This window comes from Rhodococcus sp. MALMAid1271, from assembly GCF_049195265.1.
Taxonomy (GTDB): Bacteria; Actinomycetota; Actinomycetes; order Mycobacteriales; family Mycobacteriaceae; genus Rhodococcoides.
Genome location: NZ_JBMIRQ010000097.1, coordinates 159970 through 179587 on the forward strand (window position 1 = coordinate 159970; position 19618 = coordinate 179587).

22 protein-coding genes are annotated in these 19618 nt (G+C 64.5%); 3 read left to right on the forward strand and 19 right to left on the reverse strand.

Translation table 11 applies throughout. From position 1 onward, the window contains the following. A complete protein-coding gene (puuE, locus tag ACOQFP_RS15345) occupies positions 1 to 900 on the reverse strand; it encodes an allantoinase PuuE (RefSeq protein WP_421584864.1) in 900 nt (299 codons plus the stop codon). A gap of 215 nt (positions 901 to 1115) precedes the next feature. On the opposite strand from puuE, the gene ACOQFP_RS15350 reads away from it, so the two are divergent. Next, on the forward strand, positions 1116 to 1385 hold the full coding sequence (locus ACOQFP_RS15350) for a DUF2631 domain-containing protein (RefSeq protein WP_206490423.1): 270 nt from the start codon (positions 1116 to 1118) through the stop codon (positions 1383 to 1385). A gap of 7 nt (positions 1386 to 1392) precedes the next feature. On the opposite strand, the gene rlmN is transcribed toward ACOQFP_RS15350, so the two are convergent. Next, entirely contained in the window at positions 1393 to 2544 is a 1152-nt protein-coding gene (rlmN, locus tag ACOQFP_RS15355) for a 23S rRNA (adenine(2503)-C(2))-methyltransferase RlmN (protein WP_421584803.1), read from the reverse strand. 372 nt (positions 2545 to 2916) lie between these two features. Between rlmN and ACOQFP_RS15360 the strand changes: the two genes are divergently transcribed. After that, on the forward strand, positions 2917 to 3759 hold the full coding sequence (locus tag ACOQFP_RS15360; RefSeq protein WP_421584865.1) for an HpcH/HpaI aldolase/citrate lyase family protein: 843 nt from the start codon (positions 2917 to 2919) through the stop codon (positions 3757 to 3759). Between the two features lie 55 nt (positions 3760 to 3814). Here ACOQFP_RS15360 and ACOQFP_RS15365 read toward each other — a convergent pair whose 3' ends face one another. The 6 genes from ACOQFP_RS15365 to rpsB all read right to left on the reverse strand — a co-directional run bounded on the left by ACOQFP_RS15365 (position 3815) and on the right by rpsB (position 8870). Further along, positions 3815 to 4534: a class I SAM-dependent methyltransferase gene (locus ACOQFP_RS15365; protein WP_421584804.1), complete on the reverse strand. Its 720-nt coding sequence runs from the start codon at positions 4532 to 4534 to the stop codon at positions 3815 to 3817. 15 nt (positions 4535 to 4549) lie between these two features. Further along, positions 4550 to 5464 carry a phosphatidate cytidylyltransferase gene (locus ACOQFP_RS15370; protein WP_206490417.1) on the reverse strand — a complete coding sequence of 305 codons (915 nt, stop codon included), beginning with the start codon at positions 5462 to 5464 and terminating at the stop codon, positions 4550 to 4552. 36 nt (positions 5465 to 5500) lie between these two features. Further along, complete coding sequence (gene frr, locus ACOQFP_RS15375) at positions 5501 to 6058, reverse strand: ribosome recycling factor (protein WP_206490416.1); 558 nt, start codon at positions 6056 to 6058, stop codon at positions 5501 to 5503. Between the two features lie 55 nt (positions 6059 to 6113). Beyond that, positions 6114 to 6842 carry a UMP kinase gene (gene pyrH, locus ACOQFP_RS15380; protein WP_421584805.1) on the reverse strand — a complete coding sequence of 243 codons (729 nt, stop codon included), beginning with the start codon at positions 6840 to 6842 and terminating at the stop codon, positions 6114 to 6116. Positions 6843 to 7019: 177 nt separating this feature from the next. Next, positions 7020 to 7844, reverse strand: a complete 825-nt coding sequence (gene tsf / locus ACOQFP_RS15385) for a translation elongation factor Ts (protein ID WP_206490412.1) — start codon at positions 7842 to 7844, stop codon at positions 7020 to 7022. A 156-nt stretch (positions 7845 to 8000) separates the two neighbouring features. Further along, a complete protein-coding gene (gene rpsB / locus ACOQFP_RS15390; RefSeq protein WP_206490410.1) occupies positions 8001 to 8870 on the reverse strand; it encodes a 30S ribosomal protein S2 in 870 nt (289 codons plus the stop codon). 347 nt (positions 8871 to 9217) lie between these two features. Here rpsB and ACOQFP_RS15395 point away from each other — a divergent pair, with 347 nt between their 5' ends. After that, complete coding sequence (locus ACOQFP_RS15395) at positions 9218 to 9754, forward strand: M23 family metallopeptidase (protein ID WP_374222390.1); 537 nt, start codon at positions 9218 to 9220, stop codon at positions 9752 to 9754. 20 nt (positions 9755 to 9774) lie between these two features. On the opposite strand, the gene ACOQFP_RS15400 is transcribed toward ACOQFP_RS15395, so the two are convergent. The 11 genes from ACOQFP_RS15400 to rplS form a co-directional block, all read right to left on the reverse strand. Then, the gene (locus ACOQFP_RS15400) at positions 9775 to 11049 is read right to left on the reverse strand and encodes a MinD/ParA family ATP-binding protein (RefSeq protein ID WP_421584806.1); all 1275 of its coding nucleotides are present in this window, start codon (positions 11047 to 11049) and stop codon (positions 9775 to 9777) included. 109 nt (positions 11050 to 11158) lie between these two features. Further along, positions 11159 to 12085 (reverse strand): tyrosine recombinase XerC, encoded by a 927-nt coding sequence (locus ACOQFP_RS15405; protein WP_206490408.1) that lies wholly within the window; start codon positions 12083 to 12085, stop codon positions 11159 to 11161. Positions 12086 to 12154: 69 nt separating this feature from the next. Then, complete coding sequence (locus ACOQFP_RS15410) at positions 12155 to 12937, reverse strand: siderophore-interacting protein (protein ID WP_421584807.1); 783 nt, start codon at positions 12935 to 12937, stop codon at positions 12155 to 12157. Between the two features lie 94 nt (positions 12938 to 13031). Further along, a complete protein-coding gene (dprA, locus tag ACOQFP_RS15415) occupies positions 13032 to 14153 on the reverse strand; it encodes a DNA-processing protein DprA (RefSeq protein WP_421584808.1) in 1122 nt (373 codons plus the stop codon). A gap of 11 nt (positions 14154 to 14164) precedes the next feature. Further along, positions 14165 to 15670: a YifB family Mg chelatase-like AAA ATPase gene (locus tag ACOQFP_RS15420; protein ID WP_421584809.1), complete on the reverse strand. Its 1506-nt coding sequence runs from the start codon at positions 15668 to 15670 to the stop codon at positions 14165 to 14167. Then, positions 15670 to 16026, reverse strand: coding sequence for a YraN family protein (locus ACOQFP_RS15425; protein ID WP_421584810.1), 357 nt, complete (start codon positions 16024 to 16026; stop codon positions 15670 to 15672). Before ACOQFP_RS15425 ends, ACOQFP_RS15420 begins: the two co-directional genes overlap by 1 nt. 347 nt (positions 16027 to 16373) lie before the next feature. After that, a complete protein-coding gene (locus ACOQFP_RS15430) occupies positions 16374 to 16718 on the reverse strand; it encodes a histone-like nucleoid-structuring protein Lsr2 (RefSeq protein ID WP_421584811.1) in 345 nt (114 codons plus the stop codon). A 380-nt stretch (positions 16719 to 17098) separates the two neighbouring features. Then, positions 17099 to 17404 (reverse strand): DUF2469 domain-containing protein, encoded by a 306-nt coding sequence (locus tag ACOQFP_RS15435; protein ID WP_008717288.1) that lies wholly within the window; start codon positions 17402 to 17404, stop codon positions 17099 to 17101. A 37-nt stretch (positions 17405 to 17441) separates the two neighbouring features. Then, positions 17442 to 18215: a ribonuclease HII gene (locus ACOQFP_RS15440; protein WP_206490396.1), complete on the reverse strand. Its 774-nt coding sequence runs from the start codon at positions 18213 to 18215 to the stop codon at positions 17442 to 17444. Next, positions 18212 to 18988 carry a signal peptidase I gene (gene lepB, locus ACOQFP_RS15445; RefSeq protein ID WP_421584812.1) on the reverse strand — a complete coding sequence of 259 codons (777 nt, stop codon included), beginning with the start codon at positions 18986 to 18988 and terminating at the stop codon, positions 18212 to 18214. Before lepB ends, ACOQFP_RS15440 begins: the two co-directional genes overlap by 4 nt. Positions 18989 to 19170: 182 nt before the next feature. After that, on the reverse strand, positions 19171 to 19512 hold the full coding sequence (rplS, locus tag ACOQFP_RS15450; protein WP_008717293.1) for a 50S ribosomal protein L19: 342 nt from the start codon (positions 19510 to 19512) through the stop codon (positions 19171 to 19173). Between the last annotated feature and the right edge of the window lie 106 nt (positions 19513 to 19618).

The window sequence follows — 19618 nt, forward strand, 5'->3', positions numbered from 1 at the left end:
TCAGGAGCCGGGGGGATGTACCGCGCGCCAGTGCTCGGCGATGTCGATGCGCTTGGCGACCCAGACCTTCTCGTGCGATTGCACGTGATCGAGAAAGCGCTCGAGGGCTGCCACCCGAGCCGGCCTGCCGACCAGCCTGCAGTGCAGGCCGACCGAGAGCATCTTGGGACTGCCGTTCGCGCCCTCGGCGTAGAGCACGTCGAATGCGTCGCGCAGATGCGCATAGAACTCGTCGCCGGTGGAGAATCCGCCCGGCGAAGCGAAACGCATGTCGTTGGTGTCGAGGGTGTACGGCACCACCAGGTGATCCCTCGTCTCACTTCCTGTGGACACGTTCGTCCAGTAGGGCAGATCGTCGGCGTAGGAATCGGAGTCGTAGACGAATCCGCCGTGCTCGACGACGAGTGACCGAGTATTGGGTGAGTCGCGGCCGGTGTACCAACCCCGCGGTGCCGAACCGGTGAGATCCCGCAGAATGGCCACGGCCTCGGCCATGTGTTCGCGCTCGACGTTCTCGTCGATCTGCTGATAGGACAGCCACCGCAGTCCGTGACACGCGATCTCGTGGTCCAGCTCCAGCAGAGCGGCAACTACTTCCGGGTTTCGTTCCATGGCCCTGGCCACGGCGAAGACCGTCAGGGGTAGATCCCGCTTCTCGAAGGCCCGCAGTACCCGCCACACGCCGGCGCGTGAACCGTACTCGTACAGCGATTCCATGCTCATGTGTCGGTTCGGAAACGCTTGCGCCCCGATCATTTCCGACAGGAACGTCTCGGATTTGGTGTCGCCGTCGAGCACGTTGTTCTCCGCGCCCTCCTCGTAGTTGAGGACGAACTGCACGGCGATGTTCGCCCCACCGGGCCACTGCGCGTCCGGCGGAGTCCGCCCGTAGCCGACCATGTCACGGGGGTAGCTCAGCGGAAACCGGGTCAGCGGGTGCGGAAGGCGTTCGGACGTCACCGAGGCAGTCTCTCACCGAAGTCGACACCCGCGCCCGCTGAGCGCAGCCCTGATGGCTACGACGGGCGGTCGTATGCCAATATTGACCGAACGCGGCAGCCTCGACGCCTCGTGCAGGACGATTTCGAGAATTCATCACCCGAGAGGACCGACCGGTGGCAAATACCGAACTGGAATCCGCTTCGTACGACCCGGTCGTCGATACGCGTCACGAGGTGCCCGAGGTACCGTCCGCCGAGTGGGGCTGGAGCGGCGAATCGAACAAGGCCATGCGCATCGCCGCCGTCGTCGTCGCGGTATTTCTGCTGTTGCTGACCATCGGAAACCACGAGGGCAGGGTCGAAGATCTGTGGCTGGTCGGATTCGCCGCAGCCCTGGTCGGCCTGGTCGTTCGCGACGTGATCGTCCGACGCAAGCCTCGCTGACAACCGATCAGTTCTCGGCGGCCAGCTGGCCGCAGGCCGCCGCTATCTCCTGGCCACGAGTATCCCGGACGGTGCAGGACACACCCTGCGCGATCACCCGTCGCACGAATTCTCGCTCCACCGGCTTCGGGCTGGCATCCCATTCGCTGCCCGGAGTCGGATTGAGCGGGATGAGGTTCACATGAACCCGTGACCCGAGTGCCTTGTGCAACTTCTTGCCCAGCATGTCCGCTCGCCACGGCTGATCGTTCACATCGCGGATCATCGCGTACTCGATCGACACGCGTCGACCTGTCTGATCGGCGTAGTACCGAGCAGCCGACAGCACCTCCGCCACCGACCACCGGTTGTTCACCGGAACCAACGTATCGCGCAGGTCGTCGTCGGGCGTGTGCAACGACACCGCCAGCGTCACCGACAGTCCCTCGTCGGCCAACTTGCGTATGGCCGGAGCCAAACCGACCGTCGACACCGTCACCGATCGCTGGGACAGACCGAGCCCGTCGGGTGCGGGCGAGACGATCTTCCGGACCGCCGAGACGACGCGTTTGTAGTTGGCGAGCGGCTCGCCCATACCCATGAACACCACGTTCGAGAGCCGGCCCTCACCGCCCGGTACCGCTCCGTCGCGCAAATCCGCTGCCGCGGACCGGACTTGATCCACGATCTCGGCCGTCGAGAGGTTTCGCTGCAGGCCAGCCTGACCGGTCGCGCAGAACGGGCAGGCCATTCCGCAGCCGGCCTGGCTCGAGATGCACAGCGTTGCTCTGCCCGGGTATCGCATCAGGACACTCTCGAGCAACGTCCCGTCGTTCGCCTTCCACAGCGTCTTGCGGGTGTCACCGTCGTCACACGCCAGATGGTTGATGGCCGTGAGCAGCGTGGGGAAGAGATCGGCCCCCACCTTCTCGCGCACGTCGGCCGGCAGATCGGTCATCTTCGTGGTGTCGGCTTCGAGGCGCGCATAGTAGTGCCGGGCCAGCTGATCGGCGCGGAACGCCGGCAGGCCGAGTACTTTCACTGCCTCCCGCAGACCTTCCCTGTCGAGGTCGGCAAGGTGGCGCGAGGGCATGCCGCGACGCGGCGCGGTGAAGACCAAGGGAAGATTCGGCCTCTTCTGCTCCGCCGAAGCGTCCGTTGCGTCGACCGCTTCACTCATACGTCACCCAAAGTCCTTCCTGCCTGTCGAACATCATTCCGCCATTGTCCACCCGTTCGCCTCGCAGTCCTATTCGCGGTTGTCGGATGTGCGGCCGGTGGGCAGTCGCCACGAGTTCGTATGCGCGCGCAATCCCGCACCGACATGCGCACGAACCGAGGATTCGGCCACCGACGCTGCCGGCCGCGATCATGGGCGCTGGTGATGTCGTCGGTCTGACAGGCTTGGACTCTTCGGTGCCGGTTCGGGCAGCGAACAAGAAATATCCTCACGATTTGTGAACACTATGTACGGAATCTGGCGTCTCGTCACTGAATCGATCAGGCTGGTGTTGCCCCCACTTCACCCGAGGAGCACGACGTGACAACTTTCATGGAGACACCAGTGGCATCCGGCATCGCCCCAGACCGCGCGCGGTCGTGGCTACTGGTCCCCGGAACCAAGCCCGAGACATTCAGCGACGCCGCGACGTCCGGAGTCGATGCAGTCATTCTCGACATCGAAGACGCCGTCGCCCCGGCCAAGAAGCCCGCAGCACGTGAGGCCGTCCTGCAGTGGCTCGGCGAGGGCAACTCCGCGTGGGTCCGCATCAACGATGCGACGACCCCGTACTGGGCGGACGACCTCGCGGCCCTGTCAGGAATGCCAGGACTCGTGGGCGTCATGCTCGCCAAGACCGAAAGCGGCGGCCAGGTCGAGGCCACAGCTGCCCGCCTCGCACCCGGCACTCCGATCCTTGCCCTGGTGGAATCGGCGATGGGGCTGGAAGCGGCAACCGAGATCGCCCGCGTGGAGTCGACCTTCCGACTCGCCTTCGGCAGCGGCGATTTCCGCCGCGACACCGGCATGAGCGACGAACCACTGGCTATGGCATACCCACGTTCGCGCCTGGTCGTCTCCTCGCGGGCAGGGCGTCTGCCCGGTCCGATCGACGGACCGACGCTGAACTCCAACGAGAGCGTCCTCGGTCGAGATGCAGCACTGACGGTGTCGATGGGCATGACGGGCAAGCTGTGCATGCATACCCATCAGGCCGCCATCGTCAATCGTGAGCTCGCCCCGTCCCCCAGCGACGTGTCCTGGGCGCACGAGGTGATCGAGGCTCTCGGTGCCGACGGTGCCCACGTCAAGGACGGCAGTGATCTGCCGCGGCTGGCCAAGGCACTCGGGATCAACGACTCGGCCGAGGTGTTCGGGATTTCTCCCGCATCCTGACCGTCCACCAGGCCGACCCGCATTCCACTGCGTGTCGGCCTGCTTGCTCTCGGGCTCAACGCAACTCGATTCCAGTCGGTTTACGGCGCACGTGCACTCGGTACCGAACGTCGAACGAGACGCCCTCTACCGCCCTGATCGCATCCCTGGCAACCCGGGGCCCGAACTCGATTGCCAGCACCTCGCGGAGGACGGCTCGATTCGGAAACGACCACCTCGTGTCCACCCGGGTGATGTCGAATCCTTGCACCGAGAAAAATGCCTCGACAGCCGCCGGGTCGTAGCGCGGTAGATCGGCGCGCATCCAATCGCCGTACGGCGAAGCCGTCGCATCGAGATCTATCACTACCAACGCACCACCGGGCACGAGAACTCGCATGGCCTCGGTGATTCCCGGGCCGCAACCGGGCCCGAAGAAATACGCGGTGCGGGCATGAACGAGATCGACCGTTCCGTCTCCCATCGGGAGTGAGTCGGCCTGCGCGGCCCTCACATCGACGTTCGACAAACCGGCCACCCGCGTCCGCGCCGCGGCGGCCAGCGGCTCGTGCGGCTCGATACCGATTACCCGCTCGGCCGCAGCAGCGAAGATCGGGAGATGAAATCCACTTCCGCAGCCGATGTCGACGACCGTCTTCGAAGTCCAGTCGGCAACCGAGCGGATCGCCTCGAACAGTGCGCCGTCCACGTCCTGAGCGCGATTCTCCGCCTCGTACACGTGCGGCCAGTGCCAGATGTTCGGACTGGGAATCACCCCGCTACGAGCACGGTGCATGGCGTCGTACTCGGCTCAGAGCAGTACGGTGAAGACGAGCCAGGCGACGAACGCCGAGGGCAACAGCGAGTCCAGTCGGTCCATGATGCCGCCGTGCCCGGGTAGCAAAGTGCCCATGTCCTTGATCCGAAGATCCCTTTTGACCTGCGACTCGATCAGGTCACCCAGTGTGCCGGTCACCACCAGTACCACCCCGAGCAGAACGCCGATCATCGAGTTGGCCTCGAGAATGAGCGTCACCGTCAGCAGGCATCCGATGACGCAGAAGATCAACGAACCGACCAGACCCTCCCAAGACTTCTTCGGGCTGATCGCCGGTGCCATCGGGTGCTTTCCGAACAGCACGCCTGCGATGTATCCGCCGACGTCGGAGCACACCACGCCGATGACGAACACCAGGATGCGGCCGGCTCCGTTGTCCTGGAGCACCATCAGCACCGCGAAGGAGGCCAGCAGTGGCAGCCAGCACGCCACGAGGACGGTGACCGACAGTTCCTCGAGGTAATTTTTCGGAGCCGCACCGAAACCCTGCCTCAGCAGGAGCCACACCATACAGACCAAGACGGTGCCCACGGCAGCGCTGAGCACACCGACGGCACCGAACGGCCAGCCGAGCCAGATCATCGCCTGCCCACCGAGGATCAGTGGGATGCGGGGTACGAGCACGCCGCCTTCGCGTAGTCGCTTGGACACCTCGTAGGTGGCGACGGCCAACGCCACGGCCACCACACCGATCCAGACCAGCGGAACGAACACGAGGACCAGGATCAGGCCGATTCCCAGACTCCCGCCGACACCGATCGCGGCGGGCAGATTGCGGCCTGCTTTGCCTGCGGACTTCGCGGCAGCGACCCCGGATGGAGCAGCGGGAGTACCGCTGCCCTCCTGCCGATCCGGACCCACCACTGTCGTCAACTCCTCGGAATTCATCGTCTTCTGTCGTGAAAGCAGTCAGCTTCCGGAAGGTCAGACCTCCATCAGCTCGCCCTCTTTGCGCTTGACGAGTTCGTCCACGGACGCGGTGTACTTGGCGGTCGTCTTGTCGAGCTCGTTCTCGGCGCGGACGACTTCGTCCTCGCCGGCTTCCCCGTCCTTCTGAATCCGCTTGAGCTCTTCCATCGTCTTGCGGCGGACGTTGCGAATGGACACCTTGGCATCCTCGCCCTTGCCTTTGGCCTGCTTGACGAACTCGCGGCGACGCTCCTCGGTCAGCTGCGGCACGCCGACGCGAATCAGGTTTCCGTCGTTGGTGGGATTGACCCCGAGATCGGAGTTGCGAATGGCGGTTTCGATCGGTCCGAGCTGATTGGACTCGTAGGGCTTGATGACGACCATCCGAGCTTCGGGGACGCTGATGCTGGCCAGCTGCGTGATCGGCGTCGGCGCTCCGTAGTACTCGATCACGATGCGCGAGAACATTCCGGGGTTGGCACGTCCGGTGCGAATCGAGGACAGATCGTCGCGAGCAACCGATACGGCTTTTTCCATCTTCTCTTCGGCATCGAAGAGAGCTTCGTCAATCACGGTCTGTCCTCCATCGTCTTCGTCTTCGATTCGTCCGCGCCACTGTCGGTGACAGTCACGATGTGACCAGCGTTCCGATCTTCTCGCCGGCCACTGCGCGGGCGATATTTCCCTGGATCAGCAAATTGAACACCAGCATCGGCATCTCGTTGTCCATGCACAGGCTGAAGGCGGTCGCGTCGGCCACTTTCAGTCCCTGCTCGATGGCCTCGCGATGGGTGATGGTGTCGTACATCGTCGCGTCGGGGTCCTCCCGAGGATCGGCCGAGTAGACGCCGTCGACGGCTTTGGCCATCAGCAACACCTCGGCACCGATTTCGAGCGCGCGCTGCGCAGCGGTGGTGTCGGTGGAGAAGTACGGCATACCCATCCCGGCTCCGAAGATCACCACGCGACCCTTCTCCAGGTGTCGCCGTGCCCGAAGCGGGAGGTACGGCTCTGCGACCTGCCCCATGGTTATCGCGGTCTGAACCCTGGTGGCAACACCCTGCTTCTCCAGGAAGTCTTGCAAGGCAAGGCAATTCATGACGGTGCCGAGCATGCCCATGTAGTCCGAACGCGACCTGTCCATTCCGCGCTGCTGCAGTTCGGCACCCCGGAAGAAGTTGCCGCCACCGATCACCACGGCGACCTGCGCTCCGGTGGCCACGACCTCGGCGATCTGTTCTGCCACGTTGTTCACGACATCCGGATCGAGGCCGACCTGGCCGCCTCCGAACATCTCCCCACCCAGTTTGAGCATCACGCGTCGGAACCCGGGACGGTCAGGGGCCGGATCGGTCATAGCTCTCCTCGGTACTCGTCGAACACTACGGCTAACTTCAACGATCATCCTGCCCTATCGAGGTCGGAGTAGTGGACAGGGCTCCGACGTCCAACCGAACGTCGCCCACACACGAGTGATGCCGCCCACTCGATGGAATCGAATGAACGGCATCGCCTCGACCGACTGGTGCGCAGACTAGCTTGCGCCGACCTCGAAACGAGAGAAGCGCGTGATCGTCACGCCTGCCTCGTCCAGGATGGCCTTGACGGTCTTGTTTCCGTCCTGCACCGACTTCTGCTCGGTGAGAACGACATCCTTGAAGAATCCGTTGACGCGTCCTTCGACGATCTTCGGCAGTGCCTGCTCCGGCTTGCCCTCTTCACGAGCAGTCTCTTCGGCAATGCGACGCTCGGCAGCGACGAGATCCTCGGGGACCTCCTCACGCGTGACGTACTTGGCCTTGAGTGCTGCGATCTGCATCGCGGCACCGCGCGCAGCGTCGCCGGCGGCCTCGCCGTCACCGGTGTACTCGACCAGAACACCGACGGCAGGCGGCAGATCCGCGCTGCGCTTGTGCAGGTACGTTGCCGTGTTGCCGTCGTAGGACGCGACGCGGCGAATTTCGAGCTTCTCACCGATCTTCGCCGACAACTCGTTGAGAGCCGTGTCGACAGTCGTGCCGTTCATATCGAGTGCCTTCAGCGCATCGACATCGGCAGGCTTGCCTGCTGCAGCCGTCGCCACCACTGCGGCCGCGAACGTCTGGAACTCGTCGTTCTTGGCCACGAAGTCGGTCTCGGAGTTGATCTCGACGAGCACTCCACCCTCGGCGACGACGAGGCCCTCGGCGGTGCTGCGCTCTGCGCGCTTGCCGACGTCCTTGGCACCCTTGATGCGCAGGTACTCGACGGCCTTGTCGAAGTCGCCGTCGTTCTCGGCGAGCGCGTTCTTGCAGTCCATCATTCCGGAGCCGGTGAGCTCGCGGAGCCGCTTGACGTCGGCGGCAGTGTAGTTCGCCATCTTGGGCGAGCCTCCTCAAATGCTGGGTACGGACGTTGACGAAATGCTGTTCTCAGGGGGCGGTCGACTGGCTCTTGCGGAGCCGAACCGACGACAACCCTGACAGACCGAAGCGGCCCCGGCCCACCCCTGAGGGTGAACCGGGACCGAATTCGATCAAGACTGAGCGGCCGGTGCTTCCTCTGCTGCCGGTGCGTCGGCTGCGGGAGCCTCTGCTGCCGGAGCCTCGGCGGGAGCCTCTGCTGCAGGCGATGCCTGCGCGAGCTGCTCGAGCTCCCACTCGGCGAGGGGCTCGCCTGCGCCGACCTCGGGCTTGGCGTCGGATGCGGTGTTCTGGCCTGCACGCGCCTGCACGCCCTCGGCCACTGCGGATGCGACGACCTTGGTCAGCAGCGCTGCGGAACGGATCGCATCGTCGTTGCCCGGGATCGGGTAGTCGACCACGTCGGGATCGCAGTTGGTGTCGAGGATCGCGATCACCGGGATCTTCAGCTTGCGTGCCTCGCCGACGGCGATGTGCTCTTTGTTGGTGTCGACGATCCAGATGGCCGACGGAACCTTGGCCATGTCCCGGATACCACCGAGGGTGCGGTCCAGCTTGGTCATCTCACGCGTGAGCATGAGGATTTCCTTCTTGGTGCGTCCCTCGAAGCCACCGGTCTGCTCCATTGCCTCGAGCTCCTTGAGGCGAAGCAGACGCTTGTGGACCGTCTGGAAGTTGGTGAGCATGCCACCGAGCCAGCGCTGGTTCACGTAGGGCATACCCACGCGAGTCGCCTCAGCGGCGATGGACTCCTGGGCCTGCTTCTTGGTGCCGACGAACAGAACCGTGCCACCGTGGGCGACAGTTTCCTTGACGAACTCGTAGGCCTTGTCGATGAAGGTCAGAGTCTGCTGCAAGTCGATGATGTAGATGCCGTTGCGGTCGGTGAAGATGAATCGCTTCATCTTCGGGTTCCAGCGACGGGTCTGGTGTCCGAAGTGTGTGCCGCTGTCGAGCAGCTGCTTCATTGTTACTACAGCCATGGCTGAAGAACTCTCTTTCGATGGTGCGGTTGACGCAGAGTGTCGGTGACCTCTGCCCTGGCGCCCGCTGTAGTTGCCGGACCATTCGAATCACGAAGATTCCAAAGGACCGCCGGCAACCGGTTCTCGTGTCGGTGTTCTGCCGAAGCAGTCGATACGATGACGCGGACGCGCGAAGTCGACCCGTGCGTGCACAGGTCGCATGGACGAGTGTAGACCTGCCGCGGCCCCCGTCATAACCAGGCCCGACTGTCAAGAGATTCCGATGCCTGTGGACGAAGAATTTTCTCGTCCACACTCGGACTGCATGTTCGTTTCCGCACCCGGATTCGAGAGATGGTTCTCGGGTGACGATCCCCACGATAATTCGGACACTGACAGTTCGCACGCTGACAGTTCGGACACTGACGGTGTGTGTGGTGGCCGCCATCGCGCTCTCGACGCCGGTCGCGTCGGCGGCACCCGGCGCATTCGACTGGCCACTTCGGCCGAAGCCGCAGGTCCTCACCCCGTTCGATCGTCCGGAGCACGATTGGCTACCCGGCCACCGCGGTGTCGACCTCGCCGCAGGTGAGGGTGAACCGGTACTGGCCGTCGCCGACGGCACGGTGGTCTTCGCCGGTTCGGTGGCGGGCAAGCCCGTCGTATCGGTGGATCATCCGGGTGGACTGCGTTCGACCTACGAACCCGTGTCGGCCTCGGTCACCGCCGGGACACGGGTTCGGCGAGGGACGGTCGTGGGCTTCGTGCAGTCAGGCCACGGAAGTTGCACGTCGACCTGCGTGCACTGGGGCATCAGACGCGGTCGCGACTACCTCGATCCGACGGCGCTCATACGCGGGCATCCCATCAGGTTGAAGCCCCTCGACACACCCCACGGCTGAGATTCGAGCGCCGAGGATCGTCAGCGGCGCGCCCCCGAGTGCCTGCCCGCCGCTGCGGGAAAGTCGTCGGCCACCATGGCGGCGAGCTCGACGAATGCATTACGCGTCTGGGGGCGCAGGAGATCGAGATCCACGACGGCTCCCTCGGCCAGATGCTCGTCGAACGGTATGACGTGCACTGCGCGGCAGCGCTCGAGGAAGTGCTGCTGGAGCAAATTCATGTCCACCGCGGACGAGCCGGGGCGAACCGAGCTGATGACGACCACTGTTCGCTCGACCAGGTGGCCGTAGCCGTGCAGCTCGAGCCAGTCCAGCGTCGCCGCTGCACTGCGAGCGCCGTCGACCGCCGGAGAGCTGACCAGTACGAGCGCATTGGCCAGTTGCAGCACCCCGTTCATCGCCGAGTGCATGATGCCGGTGCCGCAATCGGTCAAGATGAGGTTGTAGTACACCTGCAGCATCTCGATGACGGCTCGATAATCTTCTTCACCGAACATCTCCGATGCCGCGGGATCACGCTCTCCGGCCAACACTTCGAGACGGCTCGGTGCCTGCGAGGTGTGTTCGCGGATGTCGGAGTACCGACGAATGTTCGGCGCCGCGGCCAGCAGATCGCGCACGGTGGAGGACGTCTGCCGCGGAACTCGCTCTCCCAGCGTGCCGAAATCGGGGTTTGCGTCCACGGCGATCACGCAATCGCCCCGCAGCGACGCGAACGTCGAGCCGAGGCCGAGGGTGGTGGTCGTCTTGCCCACACCACCTTTGAGTGAGAGAAACGCGATCCGGTAGTCGCCCAGCACAGGCTGACGGATGCGTTCCACCTGATTTCGGTACCGCTCCTCGGCAGTCGACTCACCTGGATTGATGACGCCGCCGGTGAGACGGTGCACACCGCGTCGCCAGCCGGAGCTCGATGCACGCTTGGGACGTTTGAGGAGCGAGTCCGCGCCCAGGTCCTGGCTGTTCGGTCGATACGCGTTGGGTGCACCTGCCCACGGCTGCTGCGACCAGGGACCCGATGCTGCCGGAAACTCCTGGGCGTTCGGATCGGGCTGGTAGCGATCGGACTGCGCGGGTGGCGGTACCGGCTGAACCGGTACCGGTGGGTTGTATCGGGGCGGAGGGATTCGCCGGTCGAGGGAATCCGGCGTCTGCCAGGGCGGAGGCTGCCGGGGTACCGACCGGGGTGGCGGAGTCGGTTCCGAGGATGTGGGCCCACCGTCGTTGTCACGAGTCCGGTCGGTCCGATCGGCCGAATCCTGGCGCTCGGCGGCAAAGCCTCGACCGACATGCATCGACCACGGCTCCGAAGTGCCTTGTGGTCGGTCGCGGTCCACGGTCCCCCGTTTTCGATGTAGTGCGTCTGAAACGACGCTACCAAACCTAGCGCCGCCGACGCTCGGCTCACGCCCGAGGATGAGCCTGATCGTGGACCGCGCGCAACCGTTCCACCGACACGTGTGTGTAGATCTGGGTGGTCGCCAGAGAGGCGTGGCCGAGCAACTCCTGCACCACCCGCAGATCGGCACCGCCCTCGAGCAGGTGGGTTGCCGCCGTGTGCCGTAGGCCGTGTGGACCGAGGCTGGGCGCTCCTGGGACGGTGTCGAGCACCGCGTGCACAGCGGACCTGGCCTGCCGCTGGTCGAGTCGGCCACCTCGACGACCCAGCAACAGTGCAGGGCCGGAGCGATCACTCGCCAAGGCAGGCCTTCCGCTGGCCAGCCACTTCTCGAGCGCCTGCAGCGCAGGGGCACCGAACGGCGCTGATCGTTCCTTGTTGCCTTTGCCCACCACTCGAACCAGGCGGCGGTCGGTGTCCACGTCGTCGATGTCCAGGCCGCACAGTTCTCCGACGCGCACTCCGGTCGCGTACAGAAGCTCGACGATCAGTCGGTCGCGCAGGGCGATGGGATCGAGCTCGGCCGCTCCCGACTCGGCCGCGGCCAACGCCTGAGCCGCCTGATTGTGGCGAAGAACACCGGGCAGCGTGCGGTGGCTGGAGGGTGCCGCCAGGCGTTCCGTGGGCCCGATCTCCACCGCTCCGACCCGCTCGAGCCACTTGCCGAAGGTGCGCGCCGAGGAGGTTCTCCTGGCCATGGATGTCCGGGCCGAACCCGCTGCCGAGTACCCCGCCAACCAGGAGCGCACCGTGCGGAGGTCGAGATCGCCGATCGTCGCCTCCGGTGACGAGGCCGCCAGGTGTGCGAGCAGGGATCGAACATCGCTCACGTAGGCGCGAATCGTGTGCTCCGAACGCTCCCGACCGAGACGAAGATGTTCGGCGAACTCTTCGACGTGGATGCCGAGGTGCGGCGGCAGCGAATCGGTCATCGGCTCAGCTTGCGGGCTCGTGCGCGGCACCACAACCGGACACGCCGACCGCGACGGCGCGGCGCCGGTTCAGGCGTCGACTCCGCTTTCCGCCTGCGCGAGTTCGCGCTTCCATACCCGGAACGTTTCCTCGGTTCGGCCTCTCCGCCAGTAGCCGGAGATCGACGCCCACTCGGCGGCGACCCCGCGCTCTTTGCGGATGTACGGCCGGATGTTGTGCATGACCGCCTGAGCTTCACCGTGGACGAAGACCTGGGCCTGCCCCGGCAACCATTCGGTGTTCTTCACGGCGGCGATCAGGGGTGCGTTGTCTCCCGCGTGATCGTCGTCGATCTCGTTCGAGGCTGCGCCCCGGTGAATCCAGGTGACGTCCACGACTGCGAGTGTCTCCATGTAGATCTCGTCGTGGCGGTCGGCAACTTCGATGAAGACCTTGGCGATGGCGTCTTCCGGTAGCGCCTCGACGGCGGCCGAGATCGCCGGAATCGCCGACTCGTCGCCTGCGAACAGATGCCAGTCTGCGTCGGCGCGCGGGGCGTACCCACCGGAGGGCCCGAAGAACGACATCTCGTCGCCGGGTTTCGCCTGGGTTGCCCACGGCCCGGCGACACCCTCGTCGCCGTGCACCACGAAGTCGATGGCAATCTCACGCGCGACGGTGTCGACCGAGCGAACCGTGTACGTCCGCATGATCGGTTCTTCCTCGGTACCGAGGAAGAGTTTGACGTAGGCGTCGGTCTGATCGATCGCGTCGAAATTGTCGAAATTCGCACCGCCGAGATACACCCGGTGCATGTGCGGAGTGAGCGCTTCGGTCCGCAGGACGGACAGGGTGGTTTTCTTGCGTGGCACTTCTGACCCTTCTTCGAGCACATGACGCCGATGCTCGATGCACCGACTAAGCATTACCTAACACCCTACCTTCGGGGCTCACGACGCAGCACGTTCAGCCTCGCACCACCCGAAACCACCCGGTCTCGTCGCTCGCCACGAAGCCATCCATCTCCAGCACCGGCAGGGCTGCGCGCACCTTGTTCAGCGGCACACCGGAATGCTCGGACAGCTCACGAGAAGACAATGATCCCGCCGACGGCAACGCGTCGTAGATCATCAATGCGGTCTCCGACAAGGCATCGGTGTCACGAAACAGTTCGGGCCGCGACTCCTCGGGCGAGCCGAGAGGCCCTGCCTCGGCGACCACGTCGTGCGAACTCGTCACCAGTATCGCCTCACTGTCACGAATCATGCGATGGCACCCGGTGGAGGTGGGCGAGGTGACCGGCCCTGGCACCGCCAGCACCGGCCGCCCCAGCTTTGCGGCCCACGCCGCGGTATTGCGAGCTCCACTGCGCCACCCGGCCTCCACCACCACCACTGCCGACCCGAGCGCCGCGACGAGTCTGTTGCGGGCCAGGAATCGATGCTTGGCCGGGGTGGTACCCGGCGCATATTCGCTCAGAACAAGCCCGCGAGTTGCGATCTGACGCAGCAGTCGGGAGTGGCCCGCCGGGTACGCCCGGTCCACCCCACAGGCGAGCACCGCCATCGTCGTGCCCTCCACCCCGAGCGCCGCCCGATGCGCCGCGGCATCGATCCCGAAGGCCGCGCCGGAAATGATCGTCCAGCCGTCGAGCGCCAGGTCAGCAGATATCTCCGCCGTCACATGATCACCGTAGGGACTCGATGCCCGAGTACCCACGACGGACACCGAGCGTTCGGTGACCGCTGCCACGGGAGCGCTTCCCAACACCCACAACGCAAGCGGTGGACAGGTATCGACCGCTGCGGTCACACCGGACCCATCGAAGCCGAGGAAACGCCAGGCCGGCCACTCGTCGTCGTCGGGCGTGACCAACCGGCCGCCCAATGCAGCAATGTGATCGAGATCAGCTGCGGCGGTGTCGATATGGGCCCGCACCTCGAGCCGCTCGCCCAGACCACCTGATCGCACCGCCGCGGCCGCCGCCTGCGGGCCGTGCTCAGCGGCGTGGTCGAACAACGGCCGATGCGGACCTTGCGCCACCCGAGACAGATACGCCCACGCGAGTCTGCGTTCGTCGTCGCTCATGCCACTCCCGCTCATGCCACTCCCCTGTCACGGAAATCCAGCGCCGCCCCCACCTCGTCGGCACCGGGAACGGTGCCGCCCGCGAGATCGTTCAACGTCCACGCCACCCGAATCGCCCGATCCGCCCCTCGCGCGGTCAACGATCCGTTGCGCAACGCACGCTCGACCGGTGCCAGGGCCGAACGAGCCAGCCGAAATCGTTGCCGCAGAGCCGGTCCTGGAACCTCTGCATTGGTTCTCCAACCGAATTCCTGCCACCGCTGCGCGGCGGCATCCCTGGCCCCGGTCACACGCGCGCGGATATCGCTCGTCCCCTCACCCACCTCGTCGACCAATGCCCCCGTCGCCACCCCCATCATCTGAATGCGCAGATCGACACGATCGAGAAGCGGCCCCGAGAGCTTTCCCAGATACTTGCGCCGAACCGTCGGTGCACACACGCAATCGACCTGCCTCGCCGGGGCACACGGACACGGATTCGCCGCGAGAACCAATTGGAATCTCGCTGGATACCTGGCGACGCCGTCTCGCCTGGCAATGCGAATCTCCCCGTCCTCCAACGGCGTACGCAAACCTTCGAGTACCCGAACACTCATCTCGGCGCACTCGTCGAGGAACAGGACGCCGCGATGTGCTCGGCTGACCGCACCAGGCTTGGCCATCCCGGTACCACCACCGACCAACGCGCTCACCGACGTCGAATGATGAGGCGCAATGAACGGCGGCGATGTGATGAGCGGTCGCGCGGTGGTCAACAGGCCCGCCACCGAATGAATGGCCGTCACCTCCAGCGCCTCGGACTCGGTCAGCGGCGGAAGGATCCCGGGAAGGCGTTGCGCCAGCATCGTTTTCCCGATTCCCGGCGGACCGGTCAACATGATGTGATGCGCACCTGCCGCGGCGACTTCGAGTGCCCAGCGCGCATCTGCCTGACCGGCGACGTCACTGAGGTCCGGATAGTGTTCCTGCTGCCATTCGGTCGGCACCGGCGATTCCAGGGCCTGCTCGCCGCGAAGCCAGGCCACCACATCGGTCAGCGAGCCCGCGCCCAACACCTCGATACCCTCGACCAGACCTGCCTCGGGCAGACACTGCCTCGGTACGACCACCCGATTCCATCGCGCACCCTTGACCGCGAGCACCGCGGGAAGAATCCCCCGCACTGCCCGTAACCTGCCATCGAGCGCCAGTTCGCCCATGAACACCGTCTCGGACAGACTGCCGCGCGGAATCGCTTTGGCCGCATCGAGAACCGACAGGGCAAGCGCGAGGTCGTACACCGAGCCACCCTTGGGAAGCGTCGCAGGTGACAGCGCGAGAATCACCCGACTGTCCGGCCACGTACCGCCCGAGTTCTTCACCGCGGCTTTGACGCGATCTCGTGATTCGTTCAGAGCGGTATCGGGCAGACCGACCAGATGCGTACCGGGCAGGCCCTGCCCGATATCGGCCTCGATCTCCACCAGCACACCGTCGACACCGTTGACCGCCACCGAGTGCGCTCGTCCGAGCGGCATCAGAACGCGGCCCGCACGTGCGTGATCTGCGGAGTGTCGTCGCGACCGACAACGATCGCGACGACGTCGAATCTGATCTGCACCCACGGCCCCTGTTGCAGAGCAAGCCAATACAGCGCCAGACCCCGTATTCGAGTCTGCTTGGAATACGTCACCGCCTCGGCAGGGGTCCCGTATCCGATTCCCGATCGCGTCTTCACTTCGACGAACACCACCGTATCGCCCTCGCGCGCAACGATGTCCAGCTCACCGGTTCGATGCCGCCAGTTCCGCTCTACCACCTCGAGCCCGATGCCCTCGAGATAGCGCACCGCGATGTCCTCCCCACGCGCACCGAGTTGCTGATGGGTCGCCATATCGATATTCCTCCACTCTCCGGCCGCGCTCGCAGGCCGATTCGGTCGGATCGACGGTGACACGCTCGAATCGAGGAGGAACTCAGAAAATGCAGGTCGGCGATTGCCCTGTGGACAACCGCTCGGCTGTGGAACAACGAGAGAAATTCTCACGTTGCGTGGCCGGTTTCGTCGGACCGTCGTGTCAGTGCTCGCACGAGGGACTCGGCCCGGCGAGAATGCCTGGGAAATGCACAAAGCTCCGTCCGGAATCACACATCGGACGGAGCTCGACTACAGGAACCTACGCCACAGCGCGGCCTGTCAGTGGTGCCGGTGGTGACGAATGGTTCGTCGCCACCGAAATTTCAGTGCGCGGCTTCGTAGGCTGCTTGTACGTCCTGGCTGATCCGACCGCGCGCGCTGACCTCGTACCCGTTCTCGCGTGCCCAGGCGCGAATGTCCTGCAGGTCGACCTTGCCACGAGCGGCCGTCGAAGCAGCCCCGGCCTTCCGAGTACGGCGACCGGAAATCTTCTCGGCGTGCTCGATCCAGAAAGCCAACTGTTCATGCAATTCGTTCGCATGTTTGAGATTCAAATCGATGCGGTACTGGTTTCCGCCGATGCCGAATTCGATGGATTCACCCTGCCCATCTTTGATAACCGATCCGTCGACATCGTCGATCATCTGCACAAGCGTCTTGCGTGCCATCTCTTACCTCTTACACGTCTTGGGGATGTGATATTCAAGTTCTACCACCGATTCTCCTACCGGCGCAAAGAACTGAACACGTTTCGCGACGTGTCGAATCAGTGAATATCCAGCCGGAAATCCCGAAACTTTTCGAGAAATTGCCAGATTTAATCGAATGCTATTGTTGCACAATTGATTTCACTACGTGAATCGATTCACCTGCGGCTACCGGCGCAGACTTTCGGAAGGCACGGAGGCCCGAAACAGGACACCCGGAACAATTTGGGCGGGTGTCCAGCTTTTCCGGCCGAGCGGATCGGTGGCACGCAGCGCCCGAAAGCCGCGCTGCCGTACGAGTCGTCGAGGGCTGCTCACTCCGCTCCGCCCCGCCGGGCGATCTATTCCGGCAGTCGGAGATCCGGTTTGTCCAGCTCTTCGATGTTGACGTCCTTGAACGTGATCACCCGGACATGTTTGACGAAGCGGGCGGGGCGATACATGTCCCACACCCAGGAATCCGACATCCGCAATTCGAAATAGATCTCACCGTCGGCGTTGTGCGGAATGAGTTCGACGGAGTTCGCCAGATAGAATCGACGTTCGGTTTCGACGACGTAGTTGAACTGACCTACGATGTCCCGGTACTCGCGATACAGCGAGAGCTCCATCTCGGTTTCGTACTTTTCGAGATCCTCGGCACTCATCGGTTTCTTTCATCCTCCAGTCGGGCGTGAAATGCAATCATCGCGCACCGGCGTCGCGGCAGTCCATTCGCCCCACGACGTCGACGCCCCCATCCGAGACCTCCGACGCCGGGCCCGCTGCCGCCGCCGCTACATTCGCGTACGACATTCGGTGTTCTCTGCTCGGCCCGAGAGCGGTCATGGCGGCCGAATGCGCACGCGTGCTGTACCCCTTGTGCACGGCGAATCCGTAACCCGGAATCTCCTCGTCCAGCTGCACCATCAACCGGTCTCGGGAGACCTTCGCCAACACGCTCGCCGCGGCAATGCACGCCGCAGTCGCGTCGCCCCCGATCACCGGCAGCGACGGAACCGGTAGACCCGGCACCCTGAACCCGTCGGTGAGAACGTACCCGGGGCTCACACCGAGCCCGGCAACCGCGCGTCGCATTCCTTCGATATTGGCCACGTGCACGCCGATGCGGTCCACCTCGGCAGCGTCGATGAACACCACACTCCATGCCAGCGCCATTGTCTGGATCTTGGGAAACAGATCCTCCCGTCGACGCTCGGTCAACTTCTTCGAGTCGTTCAGGTCCGCGAGAGCCGCATGTGCACGCGCACCGAGCACGCACGCAGCCACCGTCAGCGGGCCCGCACACGCTCCCCTACCTGCTTCGTCGACGCCCGCGACCGGACCGAGGCCGGAGCGTTCGAGCGCCGACTCCATCGTTCGCAGCCCTGCTGCCTTCCGAATGGTCGGACGCGGCGGCCAGGAGGAACGACTGAGCGTTGCGCGGGCGCGGGGCGCGCGGCGGGAGGCCGCCGTCATCGACCCTGGATGTCGGGAGAATGCAGGATGCCGGTCCGCGAGGGCGGGAGCGCGATGAAGACGGCTTTCCCGATCACGTTGTCCACGGGAACGGTCCCCGAGTACTCGTCGGTGACGTGATATCTCGAGTCCCTCGAGTTGCTTCTGTTGTCGCCCATCACCCAGATGTTGCCCTCCGGCACGGTGACGGGGTCGAAGCAACGTCCCGATTTCAGCTCGGTGTCACACGACATCGTGACCGGATCGAACGGGAAGTCCATCTGAATGTACGGCTCGTCCAACGGCTTTCCGTCGACGAGCACTCGCCCTTCGGCGTCACAGCATTCGACCGTTTGACCACCGGTGGCGATGACACGTTTGACCAGGTCGTTCTCGTCCGGGGCGACGACTCCGATCAACGAGCCGACCTCCTGGGCCCCGCGTATCACCGAGTTGTCCGATCGTTGCGAGACGAATTCGTCGTTCCACGAATCCGGACCGCGGAAGACGACGATATCGCCGGGCTTCGGGTCGCCGAACCGGTAACTGATCTTTTCGACGACGATGCGGTCTCCGGTGCACCCCGCGCAACCGTGCAGCGTCGGCTCCATCGATTCGGACGGGATCAAGTACACCCGGGCGACGAAGGTCTGCAGCAGGAAGCTCAGCACCAGCGCTACGAGTATCAGGATCGGAAGCTCACGCCAGAACGATCGAGGCTTGCGCTCCCGACGGGTCTTCTGCGAAGACTCGTCGTCGGGCTCATCGGTCTGATCTTGTGGGGACTGCGTCACGTGATCAGGTTAGCCGGAACCGTCGTCGGCGCGCCGGGACGGTCTGTGCACCGGCGATTCGAGACCACCGACTGCCGCGTCGACAACGGCAGGCTGCGAACACGCGGGACATACGCATCATGCCGCGCCGCCCGAATGGGCGACGCGGCATGATGGGAATCTGTGTGGCCGGGAAGAACCGGTCAGCGCTTTTCCTTGATCTTGGCGGCCTTGCCACGCAGATCGCGGAGGTAGTAGAGCTTGGCGCGACGGACGTCGCCGCGGGTGAGGACCTCGAACTGGGCGATGTTGGGGCTGTGCACCGGGAAGGTGCGCTCGACGCCGACGCCGAAGGAGACCTTGCGAACCGTGAACGTCTCGCGAACGCCACCGCCCTGACGCCGGATGACGACGCCCTTGAAGATCTGCACGCGCTCCTTCGAGCCCTCGATGACCTTGACGTGCACGTTCAGCGTGTCGCCGGGGCGGAAATCGGGAATGTCGCCACGCAGCGACTGATTGTCGAGAAAGTCCAGAGTGTTCATCGGTTGTGCCATCCTTGCGTTCTGCGCATGAGTAGAGGAACCGAGCGGCTCGCCGATTCGGCGGCTCGACTGGTTCGTGCTCCGAGTGAGGTCCGTGCCTGCTAGA

Coding starts and splice junctions, on each gene's coding strand:
- rpsB (WP_206490410.1), bottom strand. CDS start 8,870: ATGGCTGTAGTAACAATGAAGCAGCTGCTCGACAGCGGCACACACTTC.
- tsf (WP_206490412.1), bottom strand. CDS start 7,844: ATGGCGAACTACACTGCCGCCGACGTCAAGCGGCTCCGCGAGCTCACC.
- pyrH (WP_421584805.1), bottom strand. CDS start 6,842: ATGACCGATCCGGCCCCTGACCGTCCCGGGTTCCGACGCGTGATGCTC.
- ACOQFP_RS15440 (WP_206490396.1), bottom strand. CDS start 18,215: ATGACGGCGGCCTCCCGCCGCGCGCCCCGCGCCCGCGCAACGCTCAGT.
- ACOQFP_RS15430 (WP_421584811.1), bottom strand. CDS start 16,718: ATGGCACGCAAGACGCTTGTGCAGATGATCGACGATGTCGACGGATCG.
- ACOQFP_RS15405 (WP_206490408.1), bottom strand. CDS start 12,085: ATGACCGATTCGCTGCCGCCGCACCTCGGCATCCACGTCGAAGAGTTC.
- ACOQFP_RS15365 (WP_421584804.1), bottom strand. CDS start 4,534: ATGCACCGTGCTCGTAGCGGGGTGATTCCCAGTCCGAACATCTGGCAC.
- ACOQFP_RS15420 (WP_421584809.1), bottom strand. CDS start 15,670: ATGCCGCTCGGACGAGCGCACTCGGTGGCGGTCAACGGTGTCGACGGT.
- ACOQFP_RS15400 (WP_421584806.1), bottom strand. CDS start 11,049: ATGCATGTCGGTCGAGGCTTTGCCGCCGAGCGCCAGGATTCGGCCGAT.
- rlmN (WP_421584803.1), bottom strand. CDS start 2,544: ATGAGTGAAGCGGTCGACGCAACGGACGCTTCGGCGGAGCAGAAGAGG.
- ACOQFP_RS15360 (WP_421584865.1), top strand. CDS start 2,917: ATGGAGACACCAGTGGCATCCGGCATCGCCCCAGACCGCGCGCGGTCG.
- ACOQFP_RS15370 (WP_206490417.1), bottom strand. CDS start 5,464: ATGAATTCCGAGGAGTTGACGACAGTGGTGGGTCCGGATCGGCAGGAG.
- rplS (WP_008717293.1), bottom strand. CDS start 19,512: ATGAACACTCTGGACTTTCTCGACAATCAGTCGCTGCGTGGCGACATT.
- puuE (WP_421584864.1), bottom strand. CDS start 900: ATGGTCGGCTACGGGCGGACTCCGCCGGACGCGCAGTGGCCCGGTGGG.
- ACOQFP_RS15435 (WP_008717288.1), bottom strand. CDS start 17,404: ATGAGTGCCGAGGATCTCGAAAAGTACGAAACCGAGATGGAGCTCTCG.
- dprA (WP_421584808.1), bottom strand. CDS start 14,153: ATGAGCGACGACGAACGCAGACTCGCGTGGGCGTATCTGTCTCGGGTG.
- ACOQFP_RS15425 (WP_421584810.1), bottom strand. CDS start 16,026: ATGGCGACCCATCAGCAACTCGGTGCGCGTGGGGAGGACATCGCGGTG.